The organism is Aeromicrobium halocynthiae (genome assembly GCF_039531385.1).
Classification (GTDB): domain Bacteria; phylum Actinomycetota; class Actinomycetes; order Propionibacteriales; family Nocardioidaceae; genus Aeromicrobium; species Aeromicrobium halocynthiae.
Map to the genome: position 1 here is coordinate 78,746 of NZ_BAAAPY010000001.1, position 19,091 is coordinate 97,836.

Annotated in this window: 15 protein-coding genes; 7 read left to right on the plus strand and 8 right to left on the minus strand. The window is 70.8% G+C overall.

Features of this window, described 5'->3' with window-relative positions; translation table 11 throughout:
• Positions 1 to 13: 13 nt before the first annotated feature.
• The 3 genes from ABD213_RS00305 to xylB are packed head-to-tail and all read right to left on the minus strand — an operon-like array spanning position 14 to position 3,758.
• Positions 14 to 1,201, minus strand: coding sequence for an ROK family protein (locus tag ABD213_RS00305; RefSeq protein ID WP_344322935.1), 1,188 nt, complete (start codon positions 1,199 to 1,201; stop codon positions 14 to 16).
• Positions 1,198 to 2,358 carry a xylose isomerase gene (gene xylA, locus ABD213_RS00310; protein ID WP_344322937.1) on the minus strand — a complete coding sequence of 387 codons (1,161 nt, stop codon included), beginning with the start codon at positions 2,356 to 2,358 and terminating at the stop codon, positions 1,198 to 1,200. The genes ABD213_RS00305 and xylA overlap by 4 nt, the downstream gene beginning before the upstream one ends.
• Positions 2,359 to 2,372: 14 nt before the next feature.
• Positions 2,373 to 3,758, minus strand: a complete 1,386-nt coding sequence (xylB, locus tag ABD213_RS00315) for a xylulokinase (protein ID WP_344322939.1) — start codon at positions 3,756 to 3,758, stop codon at positions 2,373 to 2,375.
• Between the two features lie 89 nt (positions 3,759 to 3,847).
• Here xylB and ABD213_RS00320 point away from each other — a divergent pair, with 89 nt between their 5' ends.
• The 4 genes from ABD213_RS00320 to ABD213_RS00335 all read left to right on the plus strand — a co-directional run bounded on the left by ABD213_RS00320 (position 3,848) and on the right by ABD213_RS00335 (position 8,174).
• Complete coding sequence (locus ABD213_RS00320) at positions 3,848 to 4,351, plus strand: flavin reductase family protein (RefSeq protein ID WP_344322941.1); 504 nt, start codon at positions 3,848 to 3,850, stop codon at positions 4,349 to 4,351.
• A gap of 90 nt (positions 4,352 to 4,441) precedes the next feature.
• Entirely contained in the window at positions 4,442 to 6,349 is a 1,908-nt protein-coding gene (gene dxs, locus ABD213_RS00325) for a 1-deoxy-D-xylulose-5-phosphate synthase (protein ID WP_344322944.1), read from the plus strand.
• A gap of 71 nt (positions 6,350 to 6,420) precedes the next feature.
• Positions 6,421 to 7,260 (plus strand): PAC2 family protein, encoded by an 840-nt coding sequence (locus tag ABD213_RS00330; RefSeq protein ID WP_344322946.1) that lies wholly within the window; start codon positions 6,421 to 6,423, stop codon positions 7,258 to 7,260.
• Between the two features lie 38 nt (positions 7,261 to 7,298).
• A complete protein-coding gene (locus tag ABD213_RS00335) occupies positions 7,299 to 8,174 on the plus strand; it encodes an acyl-CoA thioesterase (RefSeq protein ID WP_344322949.1) in 876 nt (291 codons plus the stop codon).
• Between the two features lie 6 nt (positions 8,175 to 8,180).
• Here the strand turns inward: ABD213_RS00335 and ABD213_RS00340 are convergent, their stop codons facing one another.
• From ABD213_RS00340 to ABD213_RS00350, 3 genes are all read right to left on the minus strand, one after another.
• Positions 8,181 to 10,202 carry a CocE/NonD family hydrolase gene (locus ABD213_RS00340; RefSeq protein ID WP_344322951.1) on the minus strand — a complete coding sequence of 674 codons (2,022 nt, stop codon included), beginning with the start codon at positions 10,200 to 10,202 and terminating at the stop codon, positions 8,181 to 8,183.
• Between the two features lie 124 nt (positions 10,203 to 10,326).
• Positions 10,327 to 11,205: a MaoC family dehydratase gene (locus ABD213_RS00345; protein ID WP_344322954.1), complete on the minus strand. Its 879-nt coding sequence runs from the start codon at positions 11,203 to 11,205 to the stop codon at positions 10,327 to 10,329.
• Positions 11,202 to 12,548, minus strand: coding sequence for a 3-oxoacyl-ACP reductase (locus tag ABD213_RS00350; RefSeq protein WP_344322956.1), 1,347 nt, complete (start codon positions 12,546 to 12,548; stop codon positions 11,202 to 11,204). Before ABD213_RS00350 ends, ABD213_RS00345 begins: the two co-directional genes overlap by 4 nt.
• A gap of 206 nt (positions 12,549 to 12,754) precedes the next feature.
• Between ABD213_RS00350 and ABD213_RS00355 the strand changes: the two genes are divergently transcribed.
• Positions 12,755 to 14,251 (plus strand): acetyl-CoA C-acetyltransferase, encoded by a 1,497-nt coding sequence (locus ABD213_RS00355; protein WP_344322958.1) that lies wholly within the window; start codon positions 12,755 to 12,757, stop codon positions 14,249 to 14,251.
• Between the two features lie 117 nt (positions 14,252 to 14,368).
• Here the strand turns inward: ABD213_RS00355 and ABD213_RS00360 are convergent, their stop codons facing one another.
• A complete protein-coding gene (locus ABD213_RS00360) occupies positions 14,369 to 15,043 on the minus strand; it encodes a TetR/AcrR family transcriptional regulator (RefSeq protein WP_344322960.1) in 675 nt (224 codons plus the stop codon).
• 115 nt (positions 15,044 to 15,158) lie between these two features.
• Here ABD213_RS00360 and uvrB point away from each other — a divergent pair, with 115 nt between their 5' ends.
• Positions 15,159 to 17,243 (plus strand): excinuclease ABC subunit UvrB, encoded by a 2,085-nt coding sequence (gene uvrB, locus ABD213_RS00365; RefSeq protein WP_344322962.1) that lies wholly within the window; start codon positions 15,159 to 15,161, stop codon positions 17,241 to 17,243.
• Complete coding sequence (locus ABD213_RS00370) at positions 17,240 to 18,019, plus strand: aldose 1-epimerase (RefSeq protein WP_344322965.1); 780 nt, start codon at positions 17,240 to 17,242, stop codon at positions 18,017 to 18,019. Before uvrB ends, ABD213_RS00370 begins: the two co-directional genes overlap by 4 nt.
• Positions 18,020 to 18,076: 57 nt before the next feature.
• Here ABD213_RS00370 and ABD213_RS00375 read toward each other — a convergent pair whose 3' ends face one another.
• Complete coding sequence (locus ABD213_RS00375; protein WP_344322968.1) at positions 18,077 to 19,090, minus strand: TerC family protein; 1,014 nt, start codon at positions 19,088 to 19,090, stop codon at positions 18,077 to 18,079.
• Position 19,091: the final 1 nt, after the last annotated feature.

Below are 19,091 nucleotides of genomic sequence, written 5' to 3' on the forward strand. Positions count from 1 at the left end.
CGACCGGCGTGGCTCAGGCGACGACGGACGGGTCGGGCAGTGCCGCCGTGCCGTCGAGCACGGCTCCGAGGGCGTGCTCGGCCGCGCCGAGGGCGGCGGCGTCGATCCCGAGGGCACCGGCCCGCAGGGTCGGACGTCGTCGCCCGGCCGTGGGAAGACGCTCGAGGAGGGCGGCGTCCGCTGACGGCAGCAGCCAGGGGGACAGCGGGGCGAAGTAGCCGCCGAGGACGACCACGTCCGGGTCGAGGATCGAGGCCAGCGAGGCGATGCCGAGACCGACTCGACGACCCAGCTCCTCGAGGGCCCTTCGCACCGACGCCTCGTCGGAACGGGCCGCGACGCTCGCCGCGGCCGCGACCGGGTCGTCGTGGGCCGGCTCGCCGGTCAGCTCGAGCATGGCCTCCAGACCGACCGACGCCTCCCAGCAGCCACGGCGGCCGCACCCGCACTCGGCGTCGCGGTCGCCGAAGGGCAGGTGCCCGATCTCCCCGGCGAACCCTCCACCGCCGCGGACGAGCCGGCCGCTCTCCAGGATCCCACCACCCAGACCGATCGTGCCGGTGAGGTACAGCGCGTGCTGGTGGTCCAGCGCTGCACCGTGGTGGGCCTCGGCGAGCGCGGCGAGGTTCGCGTCGTTCTCGACCACGACGTCCTGCCCGAGGTCCGGACCGAGGTGGCGGCGGAGGGACTCGCTCGGCCGGACGCCCTCCCACCGCAGGTTCGGCGCCCAGGCGACGGTGCGGTGGTCCCGCTCGATGAGGCCCGGCACCGCGAGGCATGCGCCGACGAAGCGGTCCTCCCCGAGCTCCTCGACGAGCTCGGCTCCCAGGCGACCGACCCCGTCCACGGCGCCGTCGACATCCGACGGGCGAGTCCGGGTGGCGACCACCCGTCCTGCGAGATCGACGGCCGCCGCCGCGACGTAGTCGACGTTGACCTCCATCCCGAGACCCAGCACGGCGCCGGGCCGCAGGGCGACCGGACGCACCGGTCGCCCCCGTCCCTGCGCCCGCGAGCTGCCCTCGGTCGCGATGGTGCGTTCGGTCAGGTCGGCCACGATGGCCCCCACCGTCGCCCTGGACAGTCCCGTCAGCTCCGCCAACCGGGCACGCCCGGCGGGACCCTCCTCGCGCAGCGACCGGAGCACCCGGGCGGTGTTCTGACGGCGGAGGGTCTCGGTGCCGACGGGAGCCAGGCTCATCGCACGCCGTAGAGGTGCTCCAGGGCGAGCTGGTCGAGGTGCTCGAAGGCCGCTCCCCGGGCGCCGAGGGCCTCGACGTCGGGGTCGCTCTCGGCCAGCAGCTCGCGCCACGTCTCGCCGTCGGCGAGGGTCGGTCGGGCCAGCTCGTCCAGACGTGCCGCGGCGAGCGCCTCGACGACCTCGGGGTCGGCACGGAACGCGCGGGACTTGTCCCGCAGGACGAGGTAGTTCGTCATGCAGGCGGCCGCGCTGACCCACACGCCGTCCTCGTCCTCGGTGCGGGGGGTCTTGAAGTCGAAGTGCACCGGTCCGTCGTAGCCGCCCTGCTCCAGGGTGTCGACGACCCAGAAGGCACCGCGCGCGTTGCCCGCGCCGAAGCGGAAGTCCTGGTCGTAGCGCGGCCCGGTCTGTCCGTTGAGGTCGATGTGGAACAGCTTGCCCTGCCACATGGCCTGGGCGTAGCCGTGAGCGGCGTTGATACCTGCCATCTCCTCGTGACCGACCTCGGGGTTGACGCCGACGAGGTCGGGGCGCTCCAGCGTCTCGATGAAGGCGAGCGCATGGCCGATCGTCGGCAGGAGGATGTCGCCGCGCGGCTCGTTGGGCTTCGGCTCGATCGCGAAGCGGATGTCGTAGCCCTGGTCGACGACGTACTGCGTCAGCAGGTCGAAGCCCTCCTTGTAGCGGTCGAGGGCGGCCTGGACGTCCTTGGCGGCACCGGACTCGGCACCTTCGCGCCCGCCCCAGCAGACGTAGGTCTCCGCGCCCAGCTCGGCGGCGAGGTCGAGGTTGCGCATCACCTTGCGCAGGGCGAAGCGGCGCACGTCGCGGTCGTTGGAGGTGAAGCCGCCGTCCTTGAAGACGGGGTGACCGAAGAGGTTCGTCGTGGCGGTGGTCACCACGAGACCAGTGTCGGCCAGGCCCTTGCGCCAGCGCTCGACGATCGCGTCGCGCTCGGCGGGCGAGCTGCCGAACGGGATGAGGTCGTCGTCGTGGAAGTTGACGCCGTAGGCGCCGATCTCGGCGAGCTTCTCCAGCGCGTGGACCGGGTCCATCGGCTGGCGGGTCGGGTCGCCGAAGGGGTCGCGACCGGCGTAGGCGACGGTCCACAGACCGAAGGAGAACTTGTCGGCGGGGGAGCGGGTGGGCACACCCATGGCACTGCCTTTCGTCATGACCACGACCGGGTGCGGTCGCGCAGCTGTGCGTAGGCCTCACGCACGGAGGTGTCGGGGGAGTCCGTGAGGGTCTCGCGGACGTCGAGGGGCCAGACGGGGGGCGAGGCGCTGCCGGCGAGCGTCCAGGCGGCCTGGCGCGCGGCGCCGAGCGCGACGTACTCGCCGTCGCCCAGCCGGGTCAGCGGGTGGCCGACGATGCTCGCCGCCAGGGCACGGACGGCGTCGCTGCGGGCGCCGCCGCCGGTCAGCAGGACACGCTCGACGGCACTGCCGGTCTGTGCGACGACGGCGTCGAGGGCGTCGGCGAGCGAGCACAGCAGGGCCTCGACGGCGGCCCGGGCGAGGTCGGCCCGTGTGGTCTCCGGACGCAGCCCGTGCCAGGTGCCGCTGGCACCGGGCCGGTTGGGCGTCCGCTCACCGCCGTAGTACGGCAGCAGGGTGAGACCACCGGCACCGGGGTCGGCGCTCAGGGCGAGGCGGGCCAGCTCGGCGTGGTCGACGTCGAGCAGGCGGCACTGCAGGTCGAGGATGCGCGCCGCGTTGAGCGTCGTGGCCATCGGCAGGAAGTTCCCGGTGGCGTCGGCGAAGCCGGTGACCGCTCCCGTGGCGTCGTTCGGCGCGGCGACGCTCACGCCGGAGGCGACACCGGAGGTCCCGATCGAGAGCGCGAGGTCGCCATCGGCGAGACCGAGTCCGAGCGCAGCGGCCATGTTGTCGCCCGTGCCCGCGGCGACGAGCACGCCGTCGGGGGTCCGTCCTGCCTCCTCGCCCGGCTCGACGATGCGCGGGAGGCCGACGTCGTGCCCCAGGGCGGCGGCCGCGAGGTCGGGGCGCCAGCTGCGGGCCGCGGGCGAGTAGTAGCCGGTGCCGGACGCGTCGCCGTGGTCGGTGAACGGCTCGGCGGGTCGACCCGTGAGGTGCCACGACACGTAGTCGTGCGGCAGGAGGACCCTGCGCACCGCGTGAGCGGCCCGCGGCTGGTGGTCGCGGAGCCACCGCAGCTTGGTCACGGTGAACGAGGCGACGAGGACGCTCCCGACGTCCTTCGCGCACGCGGCCGCACCGCCCATCTCCTCGACGAGCTGCGTCGCGGCGTCGGCCGATCGCGTGTCGTTCCAGAGCAGTGCGTCGTGGACCGGATGGCCCGCCTCGTCGAGGGCGACCATGCCGTGCTGCTGACCGGCGACCGAGACGGCGGACGCGCGCGGCAGCAGCGGGCCGGCTGCCTCGTCGAAGGCGGCGAGCCAGGCCCGGGGGTCGACCGAGGTGCCCTCGGGGTGGCGGGCGGTCGCCTGGTCGACGACGGTCCCGTCGTCGGCGTCGACGAGGACCGCCTTCGTCGACTGGGTGGAGGAGTCGACTCCGAGGACGAGGGGCATGTGATGTATTTAATACGAGATCTGAATGAAGTCAAGGATCGCATCGTCGAGAGTGCCGACGGCATCGCCCGGTGTCTAGGCTGGACGGCGTGACCATCCACTCCGAGCACCCCTTCTGGCATGCGGACGACGAGCGGGACCCGTTGCGCCGCCTGCGCGGCAGGATGGCGGCTCCCGTCACCGTGCTCACCGCCGGGAGCGGACGCGGTCGGGTCGGCCACACCGTCTCCTCGGTGCTCCTGGCCGAGGGAGAGCCGGCCCAGGTGCTCGCGCTGCTGGACGAGGAGTCCGAGGTCTGGGCCGCGGAACCGGAGCGGATCGTCGTGAACGTGCTCGGACCCACGCACGCCTGGTTGGCCGAGGTCTTCGCGGGAACGGCTCCTGCGCCCGGCGGCCCCTTCACGCAGGGGGAGTGGACGGATTCCCGATGGGGCCCGGTGCTCGCGGACGCCGCAGGCTGGATCGGGATCCGCGTCGTCGACGCGGCCCCCGCGCGCGCCGGGTGGTTCCCCGTGCTGGCCGGGGACGTGGAGCACGTCCACGTCGGTGGCGGCGACGCACTCGCCCACGTCCGGGGGCGCTTCCAGCACTAGGCGCGACCACCGCTTCGCTCGTGCGCCCGACGCGGACGGCAGGTCGGTAGGTCCCCGTCGCTCCTCGCTCCTGCTCGCTAGACTGACCCAATGGCCGGACGCAGCGAACGAGACCTGACCGGAGTCCTGGACTCCCTGAAGGGTCCCGCCGACCTCAAGGGTCTCGACGCCGAGCAGCTGGAGGTTCTCGCGCACGAGATCCGCGAGCGCACGATCGACGCGGTGGCAGCGAACGCCGGCCACCTCGGACCGAACCTCGGCGTCGTCGAGCTCACGCTGGCCATCCACCGCGTCTTCGACTCCCCGCGTGACCGCATCGTCTGGGACACCGGGCACCAGGCCTACGTCCACAAGATGGTCACCGGCCGCGCCACCGCGTTCGACCGGCTGCGTCAGGAGGGTGGCCTGTCGGGCTACCCGTGCCGCGCCGAGTCCGAGCACGACTGGGTCGAGAACTCCCACGCCTCCACCAGCCTGTCCTACGCCGACGGCATGGCCCGGGCCAACCAGACCCTGGGACGTGACGACCACGTCGTGGCCGTCATCGGTGACGGCGCCCTCACCGGTGGCATGGCCTGGGAGGCCCTCAACAACATCGCCGCCGGCCAGGACCGTCCGCTCGTCGTGGTCGTCAACGACAACGGACGCTCCTACCAGCCGACCGTCGGCGGCCTGGCGAACCGGCTCACCGAGATCCGCACGAGCCCGAGGTACGAACCCACCCTCAACGCCATCCGCGACCGCCTCAACCGGACCCGCGCCGTGGGACCGGCCGCGTACGACGCTCTGCACGCCATCAAGAAGGGCCTCAAGGACGTGCTCGCGCCGCAGGGGATGTTCGAGGACCTCGGCATCAAGTACATCGGTCCGGTCGACGGTCACGACCTCGAGGCGCTCGAGCAGGCCCTGACCGCCGCCAAGCGCTTCGGCGGACCGGTGCTGGTCCACGCCCTCACCACCAAGGGCCAGGGGTACGACATCGCGGTCGAGAACGAGTTCGACCAGATGCACCAGGCCCCGGTCTTCGACCGTGCTACCGGCGACGCCGTGAGTGTGGCGCCGGCCGGCTGGACGTCGGTCTTCCGCGACGAGATCGTCCGGATCGCCGATGCGCGCGAGGACGTGGTCGGCATCACCGCCGCCATGCTCTACCCCGTCGGACTCGACGCGATGGCCGAGAAGTTCCCCGACCGCGTCATCGACGTCGGCATCGCCGAGCAGCACGCCGTCACCAGCGCCGCCGGCATGGCGATGGCCGGACTCCATCCCGTCGTGGCGGTCTACGCCACCTTCCTCAACCGCGCGTTCGACCAGGTCCTGCTCGACGTCGCCCTGCACGAGTGCGGCGTCACCTTCGTGCTCGACCGGGCCGGCGTCACCGGCGACGACGGCGCCAGCCACAACGGCATGTGGGACATGTCGATGCTGCAGCTCGTGCCTCGGCTGCGGCTCGCCGCGCCACGCGACGGCAGCCGGCTGCGCGAGCTCCTGCGCGAGGCCGTCGAGGTCGACGACGCGCCCACGGTGGTGCGGTTCGCCAAGGGGGCCGTCCCAGCCGACATCCCCGCGGTCGGGGCCGTCGGCACGGCCGACGTCCTGGCGCGGGGCGAGCGTGACGACGTCCTCGTCCTCGCCGTCGGCTCGATGGCCGGGTGCGGTCTCCTGCTCGCCGAGAGGCTCGCCGTCCACGGGGTGCACGCCACCGTCGTCGACCCCCGCTGGGTCAAGCCGTTCGACCCTGCCGTGGTCGCCCTCGCGGCCGAGCACCGGCTCGTCGTGTCGATCGAGGACAACGGCCGCGCTGGAGGCGTCGGGGCGGCGTTCACCCAGGCGCTGCGCGACGTCGAGAGCGACGTGCCGGTGCGCGTGCACGGCATCGAGCAGGAGTTCCTCGACCACGCCAAGCGACCCGTGATCCTCGAACGACTCGGCCTGACCCCGGACGCGATCGCCCAGGACACGCTCGCGGCCTGGGCCCGGAATACTAGCGGCACGTGAGGCGCTGACGCTGCGTGTGGCCTTCACGAAACAGTCGCCCTGACCCCGTTGACCGGCCCCGGACGGGTCCGGTGCTCATCCACGCCCTCGACGGCTTCCTGAACGCCGGAGGCGCCCCGCGCATCGCGGCGGACCAGCTGGCGCAGGGCACCGGCGAGGTCGTGCACCGCTTCGAGCTCGACGACTTCTACGACTACCGTGCGCGACGACCGTTCATCACGTTCCGCGAGGATCACTACACCGACTACGAGGACCCCCGCCTCGAGGTCGTCCGTCACACCGACCTCGACGGACAGGACTATCTCCTGCTGTCCGGTCCGGAGCCCGACTTCCGCTGGGAGGCGTTCGTCGAGGAGCTGCTGGAGGTCGTGGAGGACCAGGACGTCTCGCTCACGCTGGGCCTCGGCGCCGTGCCCATGGGTGTGCCGCACACCCGCCCGCCCATGATCACCGCCCACGGCACCCGACCGGAGCTGGTCGACCGCACCAACCTCTGGAAGGCCGAGGTCCGCGTCCCGTCGTCGATGCAGTCGCTGCTGGAGTGGCGGCTCGCCGAGCAGGGTCTCGACGGAGCGGGCTACGTGGTGCACGTGCCGCACTACCTGGCGCAGATGGAGTTCCCGCAGGCGGCCTTGGCTCTGCTCGAGGCCGTCACCGACCGGCTCGGGCTCCGGCTCGACCTGGAGGAGCTCCGGGCCCTGCAGGCGGAGGCGATCGCGCAGATCGAGGAGCAGATCGCGGCCCAGGACGGCGAGGACGTCCTGAACGGCCTCGAGGCGCAGTATGACGCCTTCACCCGCGGTGCTGCGCAGTCGCTGCTGGCCGACGACTCCGAGATCCCGAGCGGCGAGGAGCTCGCGCAGGAGTTCGAGCAGTTCCTCGCCCGGGAGCGCAAGGACGACGGGGACTGACCCATCGGTCCGCGGCCGCGGACCGATAGCATCGGTCCGTGCCCGCATCCCTGGACGAAGTCGTCGACCTGCTGGACCTCGAGGAGCTGGAGGTCGGTCTGTTCCGCGGTCGCCAACCCGCCGAGTCGTCGCTCACGCGCGTGTTCGGGGGTCAGGTGGCGGCCCAGGCCGTGATGGCCGCGCAGCGCACGGTGCCGGAGGGCCGGCAGATCCACTCGTTGCACGTCTACTTCATCCTGGGTGGCGACCCGTCCATCCCCATCGTGTACGACGTCGAGAACGTCCGCGACGGAGGTTCGTTCACGACGCGGCGTGTCGCCGCCCGCCAGCACGGTCAGATCATCTTCTACATGACGGCCTCGTTCCAGAAGCACGAGGACGGCTGGGACCACCAGGACGCGATGCCGGAGGTGACGCCTCCGGACGAGACGATGCCGCTGCTGAAGATCGTCGAGTCGGTGAGTCCCGAGCGGCTGCCGGACTGGAAGCGTGAGTGGTCCTCCTTCGACCTGCGCTACGTCGGCGACAACCGTCCCGAGGGTGACACGACCCGCGGTGCGGTGCCGGCGGTGCAACGGCTGTGGTTCCGCGCCGACGGCACGCTGCCCGACGACCAGGACGTGCACAACGCCGCGTTCACCTACATCTCCGACTTCAGCCTCCTCGGTGTCTCGCTGCTGCCGCACGGCATCATCATCGGCAGCCCGAAGGTCCAGCCCGCCTCGCTGGACCACGTGATCTGGTTCCACCGCCCGATCAAGGCAGACCAGTGGCTGCTGTACGACCAGACCTCGCCGTCCGCGTCCGGGGCGCGCGGGCTGTCGACGGCACGGGTGTTCGCCGAGGACGGCACGCTCGTCGCGACCGTCGCCCAGGAGGGACTCATCCGCCCCGTCGCGCCGCGCGAGGACTGACCTGCCTCAGAGCCGCAGCAACGAGCCGAGCCCGAGGAGCCGCAGCAACGACGCGAGCGGGGAGTTGGGCACCGCGGTCGCCGGAGGTGCCGGCGGCGTCGTCCCGGTCGGTTCGGCCGAGGTCTGCTCGCCCTGGTCGGGGACCTCGCCCCCCAGCGCGTCGCGCACGGCGTCGACGATCGCGTCGTCGCTGCCGCTGCCGACGACCGGCAGGATCAGACGCGAGTCGTGCTCCGGTCCGTGGTGGATGGTCGTCACGCCCAGGGAGCCGAGGGCCTGCGGCAACGGGGGCAGGAGGTGGGGGATGTCGAAGGACTGCACCGAGATCCGGAGCCGGTCCCCGGGGAAGAGCCTCGCGCCGGTCGGGAAGACCTCGACGTCGACGGGGGTGATCTCCCCGGGGGCGCGGACGCGTCGCGACTCCTGGGTGAAGGGGTGCCACGGCCGGACGATCTCGCCGTCGACGGTGATCGAGCGACTCTCGTCGAGATCGGCGAGGCTGATGACCTGCCACCCGCCGGTGAGGCGCCGGACCCGACCGTCGGGCGTGACCCGGGAGACGTGCACCGACAGCAGACCGTCCCCGGTGGTGCTGGAGACGTGCAGTCGTGCGTTGATCGGCCCGAGGACCGCGAGCTCCTCGGTCAGAGGATCGCTGTCGTAGACGGCGCCGGTCAGGTCGTTGACGCGGTTGTCGACGTCGCACGGGTTCGTGATCGGCAGTGCCGCCGGCAGGCCGGCGGTCCACTGCGAGGTCGAGCGTGAGCACAACCCGGCGACCGGCACCGGGAGGATGGTCGAGCTGCCGGTGCCGGCCGGACTCTCCGTGAGGCGACCGCCACCGAGGACGGGCAACGACGTGCCGGACAGGGAGAAGGACCGCGCCCGCTGCCCGCCGAGGTAGGTCTCTCGACGGACGACCTGCTCGCTGCCGAGCTCGATCAGGGTGAAGTCGGCGATGTCGGCGTCCAGGGCGGGATCGGGCAGCTGCTTCACGTGCTTGTCGAACCAGCGCAGCTGCAGCTCACCCAGCGAGCCGTAGCCGGCCGCCTCGATGCCCTCGCCGGCGGAGGCCTGGAGGTGGTTCCACGGACCCAGGATCATCTTGACGTCGACGCCTCGGTCGTCGAGGGCCTGGAAGACCTCGGGCGTGCCGCGCTGGAAGAGGTCGTCGTGACCGCCGACGAGGAAGGTGGGCACGTCGATCGTCGGCACCGACCGCAGCATGGGGGAGCGCTCCTCGTAGAACGGCCCGTCGTAGGCGTTCTCCCCGCCCGTGACCGCCGACGCGAGCAGCGACAGCGACCCGGGAGCGCCCTCGGTGAGGCGGCTCGTGAAGGTGCGGAACATCTCCTCGGGGGTCACTGCGCCGCTCGTGGCCGGGTAGAGGCCGGTGAGGTTGACCAGACCCAGCCACAGCGGCATGAAGCCGGCGTCGAGCTGTCCTCCGGAGGCCACGACGTCGCGGTAGACCTCGGCGGTCGGGACCTGCGGGAAGATCGCCCGGAGGCCCTCGGGCCGCTGTCCCGCGGCGAAGAGCTGGCTGATGCCCATGTACGACGGACCGCGCATGCCCACGCGGCCGTCGCTCCAGGGCTGCTGCGCCGCCCACTCGACGATCTCCTTGGCATCGAGCTGCTCCCGGGCCCCGAACACGTCCCAGACGCCGGGCGAGGTGCCGGTGCCGCGAGCGTCGACGGTGACCTGCACGTAGCCGCGCTTGACCAGGTAGTCGGGGTCCGAACCGGCCAGGACCGACCCGAACGGCGTCGTGAGGATCGACTTGTTGTACGCCGTGATCGTCAGCAGGACGGGCAGCGGCTCCTCGACCACGCGTCCCTCGGCGTCGACGGGACGACGGACGTCGGCGAGCAGCTCGAGGCCGTCGGAGACCGGCACGCGAAGGTCCGAGGTCGTGACGACGCCGGGGAAGTCCTCACCCCTCGGTTGCCAGCCGGTACCGGTCGGTGCCTCCTCGGCGACCGCACCGGCGGGCACCAGCAGTCCGGCGGCCACCAGGACGACCACGGCAAGACGAACAACGACGACCCTCTTGCACGCTCCCTCGCTCGCTGTGACCAACGACACGGGACGCAGAAGGTTACTCGCCGGTATCGCGCCGGACGGACCGCCGGGACACCCCCGGTTCCTGTCAGAGTGCGCTGACGCGACCCACCAGGTGGACCGACGGCTTCTTCTGCGCGCGGACGCCGAAGGTCGTGCCGTCGCCGCTGCGGTCGTACCCGAACACCACGGTGCCGGGCAGCAGGATGGGCTTCATGAACTCGACGTCGACGACGAAGGAGTCCGGCAGCCGGTTCTGCAGGGCGGCGAGGCTGCGGGCCTTGGTCCACATGCCGTGGGCGATGTTGCGCGGGAAGCCGAACGCCTTGGCCGTGAGGGGGTGCAGGTGGATCGGGTTGCGATCTCCGGACACCGCGCCGTAGCGCCGACCGAGGTCGCCGCCGAGGCGCCAGTGCACCACGCCGTGCGGGGCGTCGACGTCGGCCAGCGGCGCCGGGGTGGTCTCCTCCCCACGACCGGAGCCGCGGGAGAACAGCGTCGTGACCTCCTCCCAGACGGTCGTTCCATCCACGGTGACGGTCGTCAGGAGGTCGACGAGCCGGCCCTTGGGGTGCGGACGCAGGTCCGCGGCCCGCACCGACACGTCGAAGGTCTCCTCGAGGCCGATCGGCCGGTGCTGCGTGATGCTGTTGCGCAGGTGCACCAGGCCCATCGGCGCGAACGGGAACGACGTGTCCGTCATGAGCGCCATGTGCAGCCCGAACGCCGCCATGTGCGGGTACGTCGCCGGCAGGTGGTCCGCGCGGCCGAATCCGCAGACCTCGAGGTAGGACTCCAGGTGCTCGCGATCGGTCGCGACACCGCGCCGCTCGAGCGTGAGGTCCGGGACGCTCGCGGACGCGTGCCGGACGCCGGGCAACGACCCGACCACGGGGACGGCGGGCAGCGCCGCCTTGAGCATCAGCGGGAGGGTCGACGGCGCGCCGTCGAAGGTCTTCGTGGTCACGAGGCACCCAGCAGCATCTGGCCGTTGACGCCGAGCACGTTGCCGCTGACGCCGGCCGAGCCCGGGTTCGCGAACCAGGCGATGGCCTCGGCGACGTCGACGGGCTGGCCGCCCTGCGACATGGAGTTCATGCGCCGACCGGCCTCACGGATGCCGAGCGGTATGGTCTTGACCATCTCGGTCTCCATGAATCCCGGAGCGACCACGTTGGCGGTGATGCCGTCCTCGGCCACCCGCTGGGCGAGGGACTGGATCCAGCCGATGACGCCGGCCTTGGCCGAGGCGTAGTTGGTCTGGCCGTTGTTGCCGGCGATCCCGGCGATGGAGGCGATGCCGATCACCGTGCCGCCCTCGTTGATCAGGTTCTGGGCCAGCAGCTCGTCGGTGATGCGCTGCGGAGCGCCGACGCTGATGTCGACCACCAGCTGCCAGTTCTCCGCCGTCATGTTGCGCAGGCGCTTGTCGCGGGTGATGCCGGCGTTGTGCACGACGACGTCGACACCCCCGTGGTGGGTCCTGACGTACTCGGCGATCGTCGCGGGGGCCTCGGGCGCCGTGATGTCGCCCACGATGTAGCCGCCGCCGAGCTCCTCGGCGAGCGCCTTGAGGTCGGCCTCGAGCGGCGGGACGTCGAGCCCGATCACGGTGGCGCCGTCGCGGGCGAGGGTCCGCATGTCGGCCTCGCCGAGGCCGCGGGAGGCGCCGGTGACCAGAGCGACCTTGCCGGCCAGCGGCTTGTCGATGCTCGAGACCGCGGGCGCCTTGGTGATGCCGGTGCTGCCGATGCGTACGACCTGGCCGGAGACGTAGGCCGACTTGGGGGACAGGAAGAAGCCGAGGGTGGACCCGATCGCCTTCTCGGCGCCCTTGACGAGGTAGACCAGGTTGACGCTCGAGCCGCCACCGACCTCCTTGGCCAGGGAGCGGGTGAAGCCCTCCAGCGCCCGCTGGGCGATGACGTCGTCCTCGCTCGACAGAGACTCCGGCGCGAGCCCGATGACGACGACGCGTCCGCTCGACTGCAGCTGGCGCAGGACGGGGGTGAAGAACTCCTGGAGCGCGACGAGCCCGGCGGCGCCGGAGATGCCCGTGGCGTCGAAGACGAGGCCCTTGTAGCGCTTCCCGTCGGCGCGGACCCCGGTCGCGTCGATCTTGGCGGACTTCAGGGCGGCCGTGACGGCCTTGGCGACCGGACCGTTCGTGGCGGAGCCGGTCAGGACCGTCCCGGAGACGAGTGGACCGCCCTCGTAACGCTCGAGGTAGGGCGGGTTCGGCAGGCCGAGGTTCTTCACCACGAACTTGCCGATGGGGTTGTGGGCCAGGTCCTGGTAACGGTCGCTCATCGCCGAATGTGTCCTATCTCTCGTATACCGCTGGTATCTGAGGCTTTCGCGAAACTGTAACTTGGTGTGACAGTTCGAGTCCATCACGACCGACGAGGCGTGGGTCACGACCCGGTCGCGAGCAGCGCCGACACCGGACATGATGGGCTGGCACCATCGTCGCGCACGATCCCCGTGCTCGACACCCCAGGACCGAGGAGCTCCTCATGGCGGACACCACGCCCCCCGAGAACCAGACCGCCGCGTCGGCCGAGACGGCCGCGGCGGCCCCGAAGGCGCCGGCGAAGAAGGGCGCCGCGAAGAAGAGCCCGGCCAAGAAGACCGCGGCCAAGAAGACCTCGCCCGCCAAGAAGGCACCCGCGGCGAGGACCGCCGCGACCAAGGACCCCGTCGAGGGTGGTGCGCAGCAGCCGTCCGTCCGTCGCGTCGCCGTCATCGGCGGCAACCGCATCCCCTTCGCGCGGTCCAACACCGTCTACACCGGGGTCTCCAACCAGGACATGCTGACCGCCGCGCTCGACGGGCTGGTCCAGCGGTACGGACTCGAGGGCGAGCGTGCCGGCGAGTTCGTCGCCGGAGCCGTGCTCAAGCACAGCCGTGACTTCAACCTCGCCCGCGAGGCGGTGCTCGGGTCGGCGCTGTCGCCGGAGACCCCGGCCACCGACATCCAGCAGGCGTGCGGCACCGGCCTGCAGGCCGCGATCCAGGTGGCCAACAAGATCGCCCTCGGCAAGATCGAGACGGGCATCGCCGGCGGCACGGACACGACCTCCGACGCGCCCCTGGCCGTCAACGACAAGCTGCGCGCCATCCTCATCGAGGCCAACCAGATGATGGCCAAGGGCGACCGCAAGGGCCTCGTCAAGCTGCTCACCAAGGTGCGTCCGTCCTACCTCGCCCCCGACCAGCCCCGCAACGCCGAGCCGCGCACGGGTCTGTCCATGGGCGACCACCAGGCGATCACCACCCACCAGTGGGGCATCACCCGCGAGGCCCAGGACGAGCTCGCCGCCGCGAGCCACCAGAACCTCGCCGCCGCCTGGGACGAGGGCTGGCAGGACGACCTGGTCACACCGTTCAACGGCGTCGAGAGGGACACCCACCTGCGGCCCGACTCCACGGTCGAGAAGCTGGCGCGCCTCAAGCCGGTATTCGGCAAGCAGCTCGGCGACGAGGCGACCATGACGGCCGGCAACTCGACGCCGCTGTCCGACGGCGCCTCGGTGGCGTTGCTCGCCTCCGAGGAGGAGGCAGTGCGTCGCGGCTGGGAGGTCCAGGCCTACTTCACCGACTACGAGACGGCTGCGGTGGACTACGTCAGCGGCAACGAGGGCCTGCTGCTCGCGCCGGCCTACGCCGTGCCGCGCATGCTCGCCCGCAACGGCCTGACGCTGCAGGACTTCGACTTCTACGAAATCCACGAGGCGTTCGCCGGCCAGGTGCTCTCGACGCTCGCCGCATGGGAGAGCCCGGAGTTCTGCTCCGAGCGTCTCGGCCTCGACGTCCCCCTCGGTTCGATCGACCGCAGCAAGCTCAATGTGAAGGGGTCCTCTCTGGCAGCGGCCCACCCGTTCGCGGCCACGGGTGCGCGCATCGTCGCGAACCTCGCCAAGCTGCTGCACGAGAAGGGCTCGGGGCGTGGCCTGATCTCGGTGTGCGCCGCCGGCGGCCAGGGTGTCGTCGCGATCCTCGAAGCGCCCTGACCCAGGGACGGCCACGACTCGGCCCCGGTCGGCGACGTCCCCACGGACGTCGCCACCGGGGCCTCGTCGTTCCGAGAGCTTGTCAGCGCTCCTGCGCGGGCGCCCCGGTGTGGGCCGTCAGGACTCCGCGGGCGATGCCGGGAGGTCGCCGCGGGCCATCGAGACGCTCAGCAGCCGTGCGTACCGACGCACCTCGTCGCGAGAGACGGTGTCGACCATCGGCATGCCGGACTCGTGCCCGTGGACCGCGAGCTGCAGGGTGAGCAGGTTGAGCAGGCCGAGCGCCTGCGCGTAGAAGATGTTGGCCAGCAGGACGGGGTCCTGGACGGTGAACGCGCCGCTCTCGCGGCCGGCCTGGAGGATGGCGACCAGACGGCCCAGCGCGGCGTTCATGCCGCGCCCGAGCGCGACCATGGCGTCCGCGCTGACCTCCTCCATGAGCTCGTCGCCGCTTCGACGCAGCAGCGTCTGGGCGCAGTCCACGAACGCCGGGTAGCGCTCGCCGAAGTCGAAGAAGGCCTCCGTGATGGCCTCGAGGCGACGTTCCGGCGCCGCCTCGGGGCTGTCGTGGGACCGCAGCTCCTCGGCCAGCTCCTCGAGGTATCCCACGAGGGTCAGCGCGAAGAGCTCCTCCTTGCCGTTGAAGTGCCGGTAGATGATGGCCCGGTTGATGCCCACGGCACGGGCGATGTCCTCGATCTGGGCGTCGCGCACACCGCGCGCGTCGAACAGGGCACGGGTGGCGGCCAGGATCTCGCGAGTCCTCGCCGCCCGACGCTCGGACGCGGACATGCCCGAGAGTCTAGTCCTGGAGCCGGGTGCACCGTCCCGGTGGTGCACCGCTCTCCTCGGGTCCGCCGACCGCTCGGGGACCACGCTGTCGGAGGACGGTCGTAGGCTGGATCGCATGAGACCACGGTCGGAGCTCCAGCGTCAGGTCGCGCCCTTCGAGGTCGTCTCGGAGTACGAACCGGCCGGTGACCAGCCGGCCGCGATCGCCGAGATCGAGCGCCGCATCTCCGGCGGCACCCAGGACGTCGTGCTCATGGGTGCCACCGGCACCGGCAAGACCGCCACCACCGCCTGGTTGGCCGAGCGGCTGCAGCGGCCCATGCTGGTGATGCTGCCCAACAAGACCCTCGCTGCCCAGTTCGCCAACGAGCTGCGCGAGCTCATGCCGCACAACGCCATCGAGTACTTCGTCTCCTACTACGACTACTACCAGCCGGAGGCGTACGTCCCGCAGTCCGACACCTACATCGAGAAGGACTCCTCCATCAACGAGGAGGTCGAGCGGCTGCGCCACTCCGCCACGTGGTCGCTCCTCTCACGGCGGGACACCATCGTGGTGGCCACCGTCTCCTGCATCTACGGTCTCGGTTCGGCCCAGGAGTACCTCGAGCGCATGATCACCTTCCGCGTGGGAGAGGAGAGGCCACGCGAGGAGATCCTCCGCACCCTGGTGCAGGCCCAGTACGTGCGCAACGACGTCACGTCCACGCGCGGCACCTTCCGCGTCAAGGGCGACACCCTGGAGATCTTCCCGGTCTACCAGGAGATGGCGGTCCGGGTGGAGTTCTTCGGCGACGAGATCGAACGGCTCATGACGTTGCACCCGCTCACCGGAGAGGTGCTCAGCGAGGACACCGAGCTGTCCGTCGGCGCGGCCACCCACTACGCCGTGGGCCCGGACGTCATGACCAAGGCAATCGAGCGCATCGAGGTCGAGCTCAAGGACCGGCTCGCCGAACTGGAGTCCCAGAACAAGCTCCTCGAGGCCCAGCGGCTGCGCATGCGCACCACCTACGACATCGAGATGATGCAGCAGGTCGGCACCTGCTCGGGCATCGAGAACTACTCCGTCCACATGGACGGTCGCCCACCGGGCTCTGCGCCCAACTGCCTGCTCGACTACTTCCCTGAGGACTTCGTCCTGGTGGTCGACGAGTCGCACGTCACGATCCCGCAGATCGGTGCCATGTACGAGGGCGACATGAGCCGCAAGCGGACCTTGGTCGAGCACGGCTTCCGTCTGCCGAGCGCGATGGACAACCGACCGCTGATGTGGGGGGAGTTCCTCGACCGCATCGGCCAGACCGTCTACCTCTCGGCCACGCCGGGCTCCTACGAGATGGAGAAGACCGGCGGCGAGGTGGTCGAGCAGATCATCCGCCCCACCGGTCTCGTCGATCCCGAGGTCCTCGTCAAGCCGACCAAGGGCCAGGTCGACGACCTCATCGCGCAGATCCGCGACCGCACCGAGCGCGGCGACCGGGTCCTCGTGACGACGCTGACCAAGAAGATGTCCGAGGACCTCACCGACTACCTGCTCGAGAACGGCATCCGCACGCGGTACCTGCACAGTGAGGTCGACACCCTGCGGCGCGTCGAGCTGCTGCGCGAGCTGCGCATGGGCGAGTACGACGTCCTGGTCGGCATCAACCTCCTGCGCGAGGGACTCGACCTGCCGGAGGTCAGCCTCGTGGCGATCCTCGACGCCGACAAGGAGGGGTTCCTGCGCTCGGGCCGCTCGCTCATCCAGACCATCGGACGCGCGGCGCGCAACGTCTCCGGCCAGGTGATCATGTACGCCGACCGCATCACCGACTCCATGGAGCAGGCGATCGAGGAGACCAACCGTCGCCGTGAGAAGCAGATCGCCTACAACCTGGAGAAGGGCGTCGACCCCCAGCCCCTGCGCAAGAAGATCGGCGACATCACCGACATGCTCGCGCGCGAGGACGCCGACACCACGAGGCTGCTGGCCGCGACCGGGGACGGCAAGCGCAAGGGTGCGCCCGTCCCGCTCGGCCAGCACACGGCGTCGCTGGCGGACATGCCCTCCGGCGACCTCGCGGCCCTGATCCAGCAGCTCAGCGACCAGATGCACGCCGCCGCCGCCGACCTGCAGTTCGAGGTCGCCGCGCGTCTGCGCGACGAGATCGGCGAGCTCAAGAAGGAGCTGCGCGGCATGCTCGAGGCAGGGGTGTGACGGTCCCCGCCGGTGACGGTGACGTCGCGGTCGAGGTCGATCCCGACGCCGGTGCCCGGCTCACGTCGTTGCGATTCTTCGGGCACGAGGTGCTGAGCACCGAGTCGCTCGACGACGTCCCGGAGTCGATCACGCGCGGCAGCTACCCGATGGTGCCGTGGGCCGGTCGCATCGGGCACGGCCGACTGGAGCGCAACGGTCGGGTGTGGGAGCTGCCCACCGAGCTCGACGGCCACGCGATGCACGGCCTGGGTCGCGACCGTGTCTGGGCCCAGGACGGGCCGCTCGCGTTCAGCGTCGACATCGGTGAGCCGTGGCCGGTCAGTGGCACCGCGCGGCTGGACTACGCCCTCGGCGAGGACCGGCTCCACGCTCGGCTGCGCTGGGACGCCGGGGGACCGGGCGCATCGCTCGGCTTCCACCCCTGGTTCCGCCGTGAGATCGACGGAGCCCGGGCGCGACTCGAGGTCGAGCCGCTCGACCAGCTCCAGCGTGGGTCCGACGGTCTGCCCACGGGACGTGTCGTCCCGCCGTCGGCGCCGCCGTGGGACGACTGCTTCACCCTCGCGTCGCCACCGCGCATCGTCTGGCCCGACGTGCTCGCGCTGACGCTCTACGCCGACACCGACTTCTGGGTGATCTTCACCGAGCCCGACCACGCGCTGTGCGTCGAGCCGCAGACGGCGCCGCCGGACGCCTTCTCCCACCCGCGATGGCAGTCATCCCTGCACGCGCGCGAGCTGCGGTTCACGATCGTCGCGGAGTCACTGCGCTGATCGGCGGGCGACGCCGGGCCGCCGACCGCCGAGAGCGGACTCAGATCACGTCTGGACTCACAAGGCGTCGTGCCGCGCCTCGTCGCTCGTGCGCTGACCCCGGGTCTTCACCAGGCTGGCGACAGTGGTCACGACCAGGACCCCGAGGATGACGGTCAACGAGAAGCCCGTGCTGATGTCGGGCACCGACTCGACGTGCTCGCCGCCGTTGATGAACGCCAGCTCGTTCTCGTGCAGGGCGTGGAAGACGAGCTTCACGCCGATGAAGGCCAGGATGAGCGAGAGTCCGTAGGAAAGGAACACCAGTCGCTCCAGCAGGCCGCCGATGAGGAAGAAGAGCTGGCGAAGCCCGAGCAGGGCGAAGGCGTTCGCCGTGAAGACCAGGTACGGCTCCTGGGTCAGGCCGTAGATCGCCGGGATCGAGTCCAGCGCGAACAGCAGGTCCGTGAGGCCGATCGCCACGAGAGTCAGCAGCATCGGCGTCGCGAACCGCTTGCCGTCGATCTTGGTGATCAGCTTGTCACCGTCGTACTCGTCGGTGGTCGGCAGCACGCGCTTCACCTGACGGATGATGAAGCTGTCGCTGCGGTCCTCGTCCTCGTGGTCGCTGCTCCTGGCGTGATCGATGATCAGCTTGGTCGCGGTGTACAGCAGGAAGATGCCGAACAGGTAGAAGACCCAGCTGAAGTTGTTGATCGCTGCGGCTCCGGCCCAGATGAACAGGCCGCGCATGACGAGGGCCATGGCGATGCCGATCAGGAGCACCTTCTGCTGGAACTCCTTCGGCACCTGGAAGCTGGCCATGATGATGACGAAGATGAAGAGGTTGTCGACCGACAGCGCCTTCTCGGTGACGTAGCCGGCGAAGAACTCGCCGCTGAACGTCTGCCCCCATATCCACCACACGATGAAGCCGAAGACGATCGAGATCGCGATGTAGAAGGCCGACCAGAATCCCGACTCCTTCAGGCTCGGCGCGTGCGGCGTGCGCACGTGGGCGTAGAAGTCGAAGACGAAGAACCCGGCGATGACGGCGATCGTGATCAGCCAGGTGGTCAGGGTGACGTCCATG

Coding starts and splice junctions, on each gene's coding strand:
- ABD213_RS00355 (WP_344322958.1), top strand. CDS start 12,755: ATGGCGGACACCACGCCCCCCGAGAACCAGACCGCCGCGTCGGCCGAG.
- xylA (WP_344322937.1), bottom strand. CDS start 2,358: ATGGGTGTGCCCACCCGCTCCCCCGCCGACAAGTTCTCCTTCGGTCTG.
- uvrB (WP_344322962.1), top strand. CDS start 15,159: ATGAGACCACGGTCGGAGCTCCAGCGTCAGGTCGCGCCCTTCGAGGTC.
- ABD213_RS00305 (WP_344322935.1), bottom strand. CDS start 1,201: ATGAGCCTGGCTCCCGTCGGCACCGAGACCCTCCGCCGTCAGAACACC.
- ABD213_RS00360 (WP_344322960.1), bottom strand. CDS start 15,043: ATGTCCGCGTCCGAGCGTCGGGCGGCGAGGACTCGCGAGATCCTGGCC.
- ABD213_RS00375 (WP_344322968.1), bottom strand. CDS start 19,090: ATGGACGTCACCCTGACCACCTGGCTGATCACGATCGCCGTCATCGCC.
- dxs (WP_344322944.1), top strand. CDS start 4,442: ATGGCCGGACGCAGCGAACGAGACCTGACCGGAGTCCTGGACTCCCTG.
- xylB (WP_344322939.1), bottom strand. CDS start 3,758: ATGCCCCTCGTCCTCGGAGTCGACTCCTCCACCCAGTCGACGAAGGCG.
- ABD213_RS00350 (WP_344322956.1), bottom strand. CDS start 12,548: ATGAGCGACCGTTACCAGGACCTGGCCCACAACCCCATCGGCAAGTTC.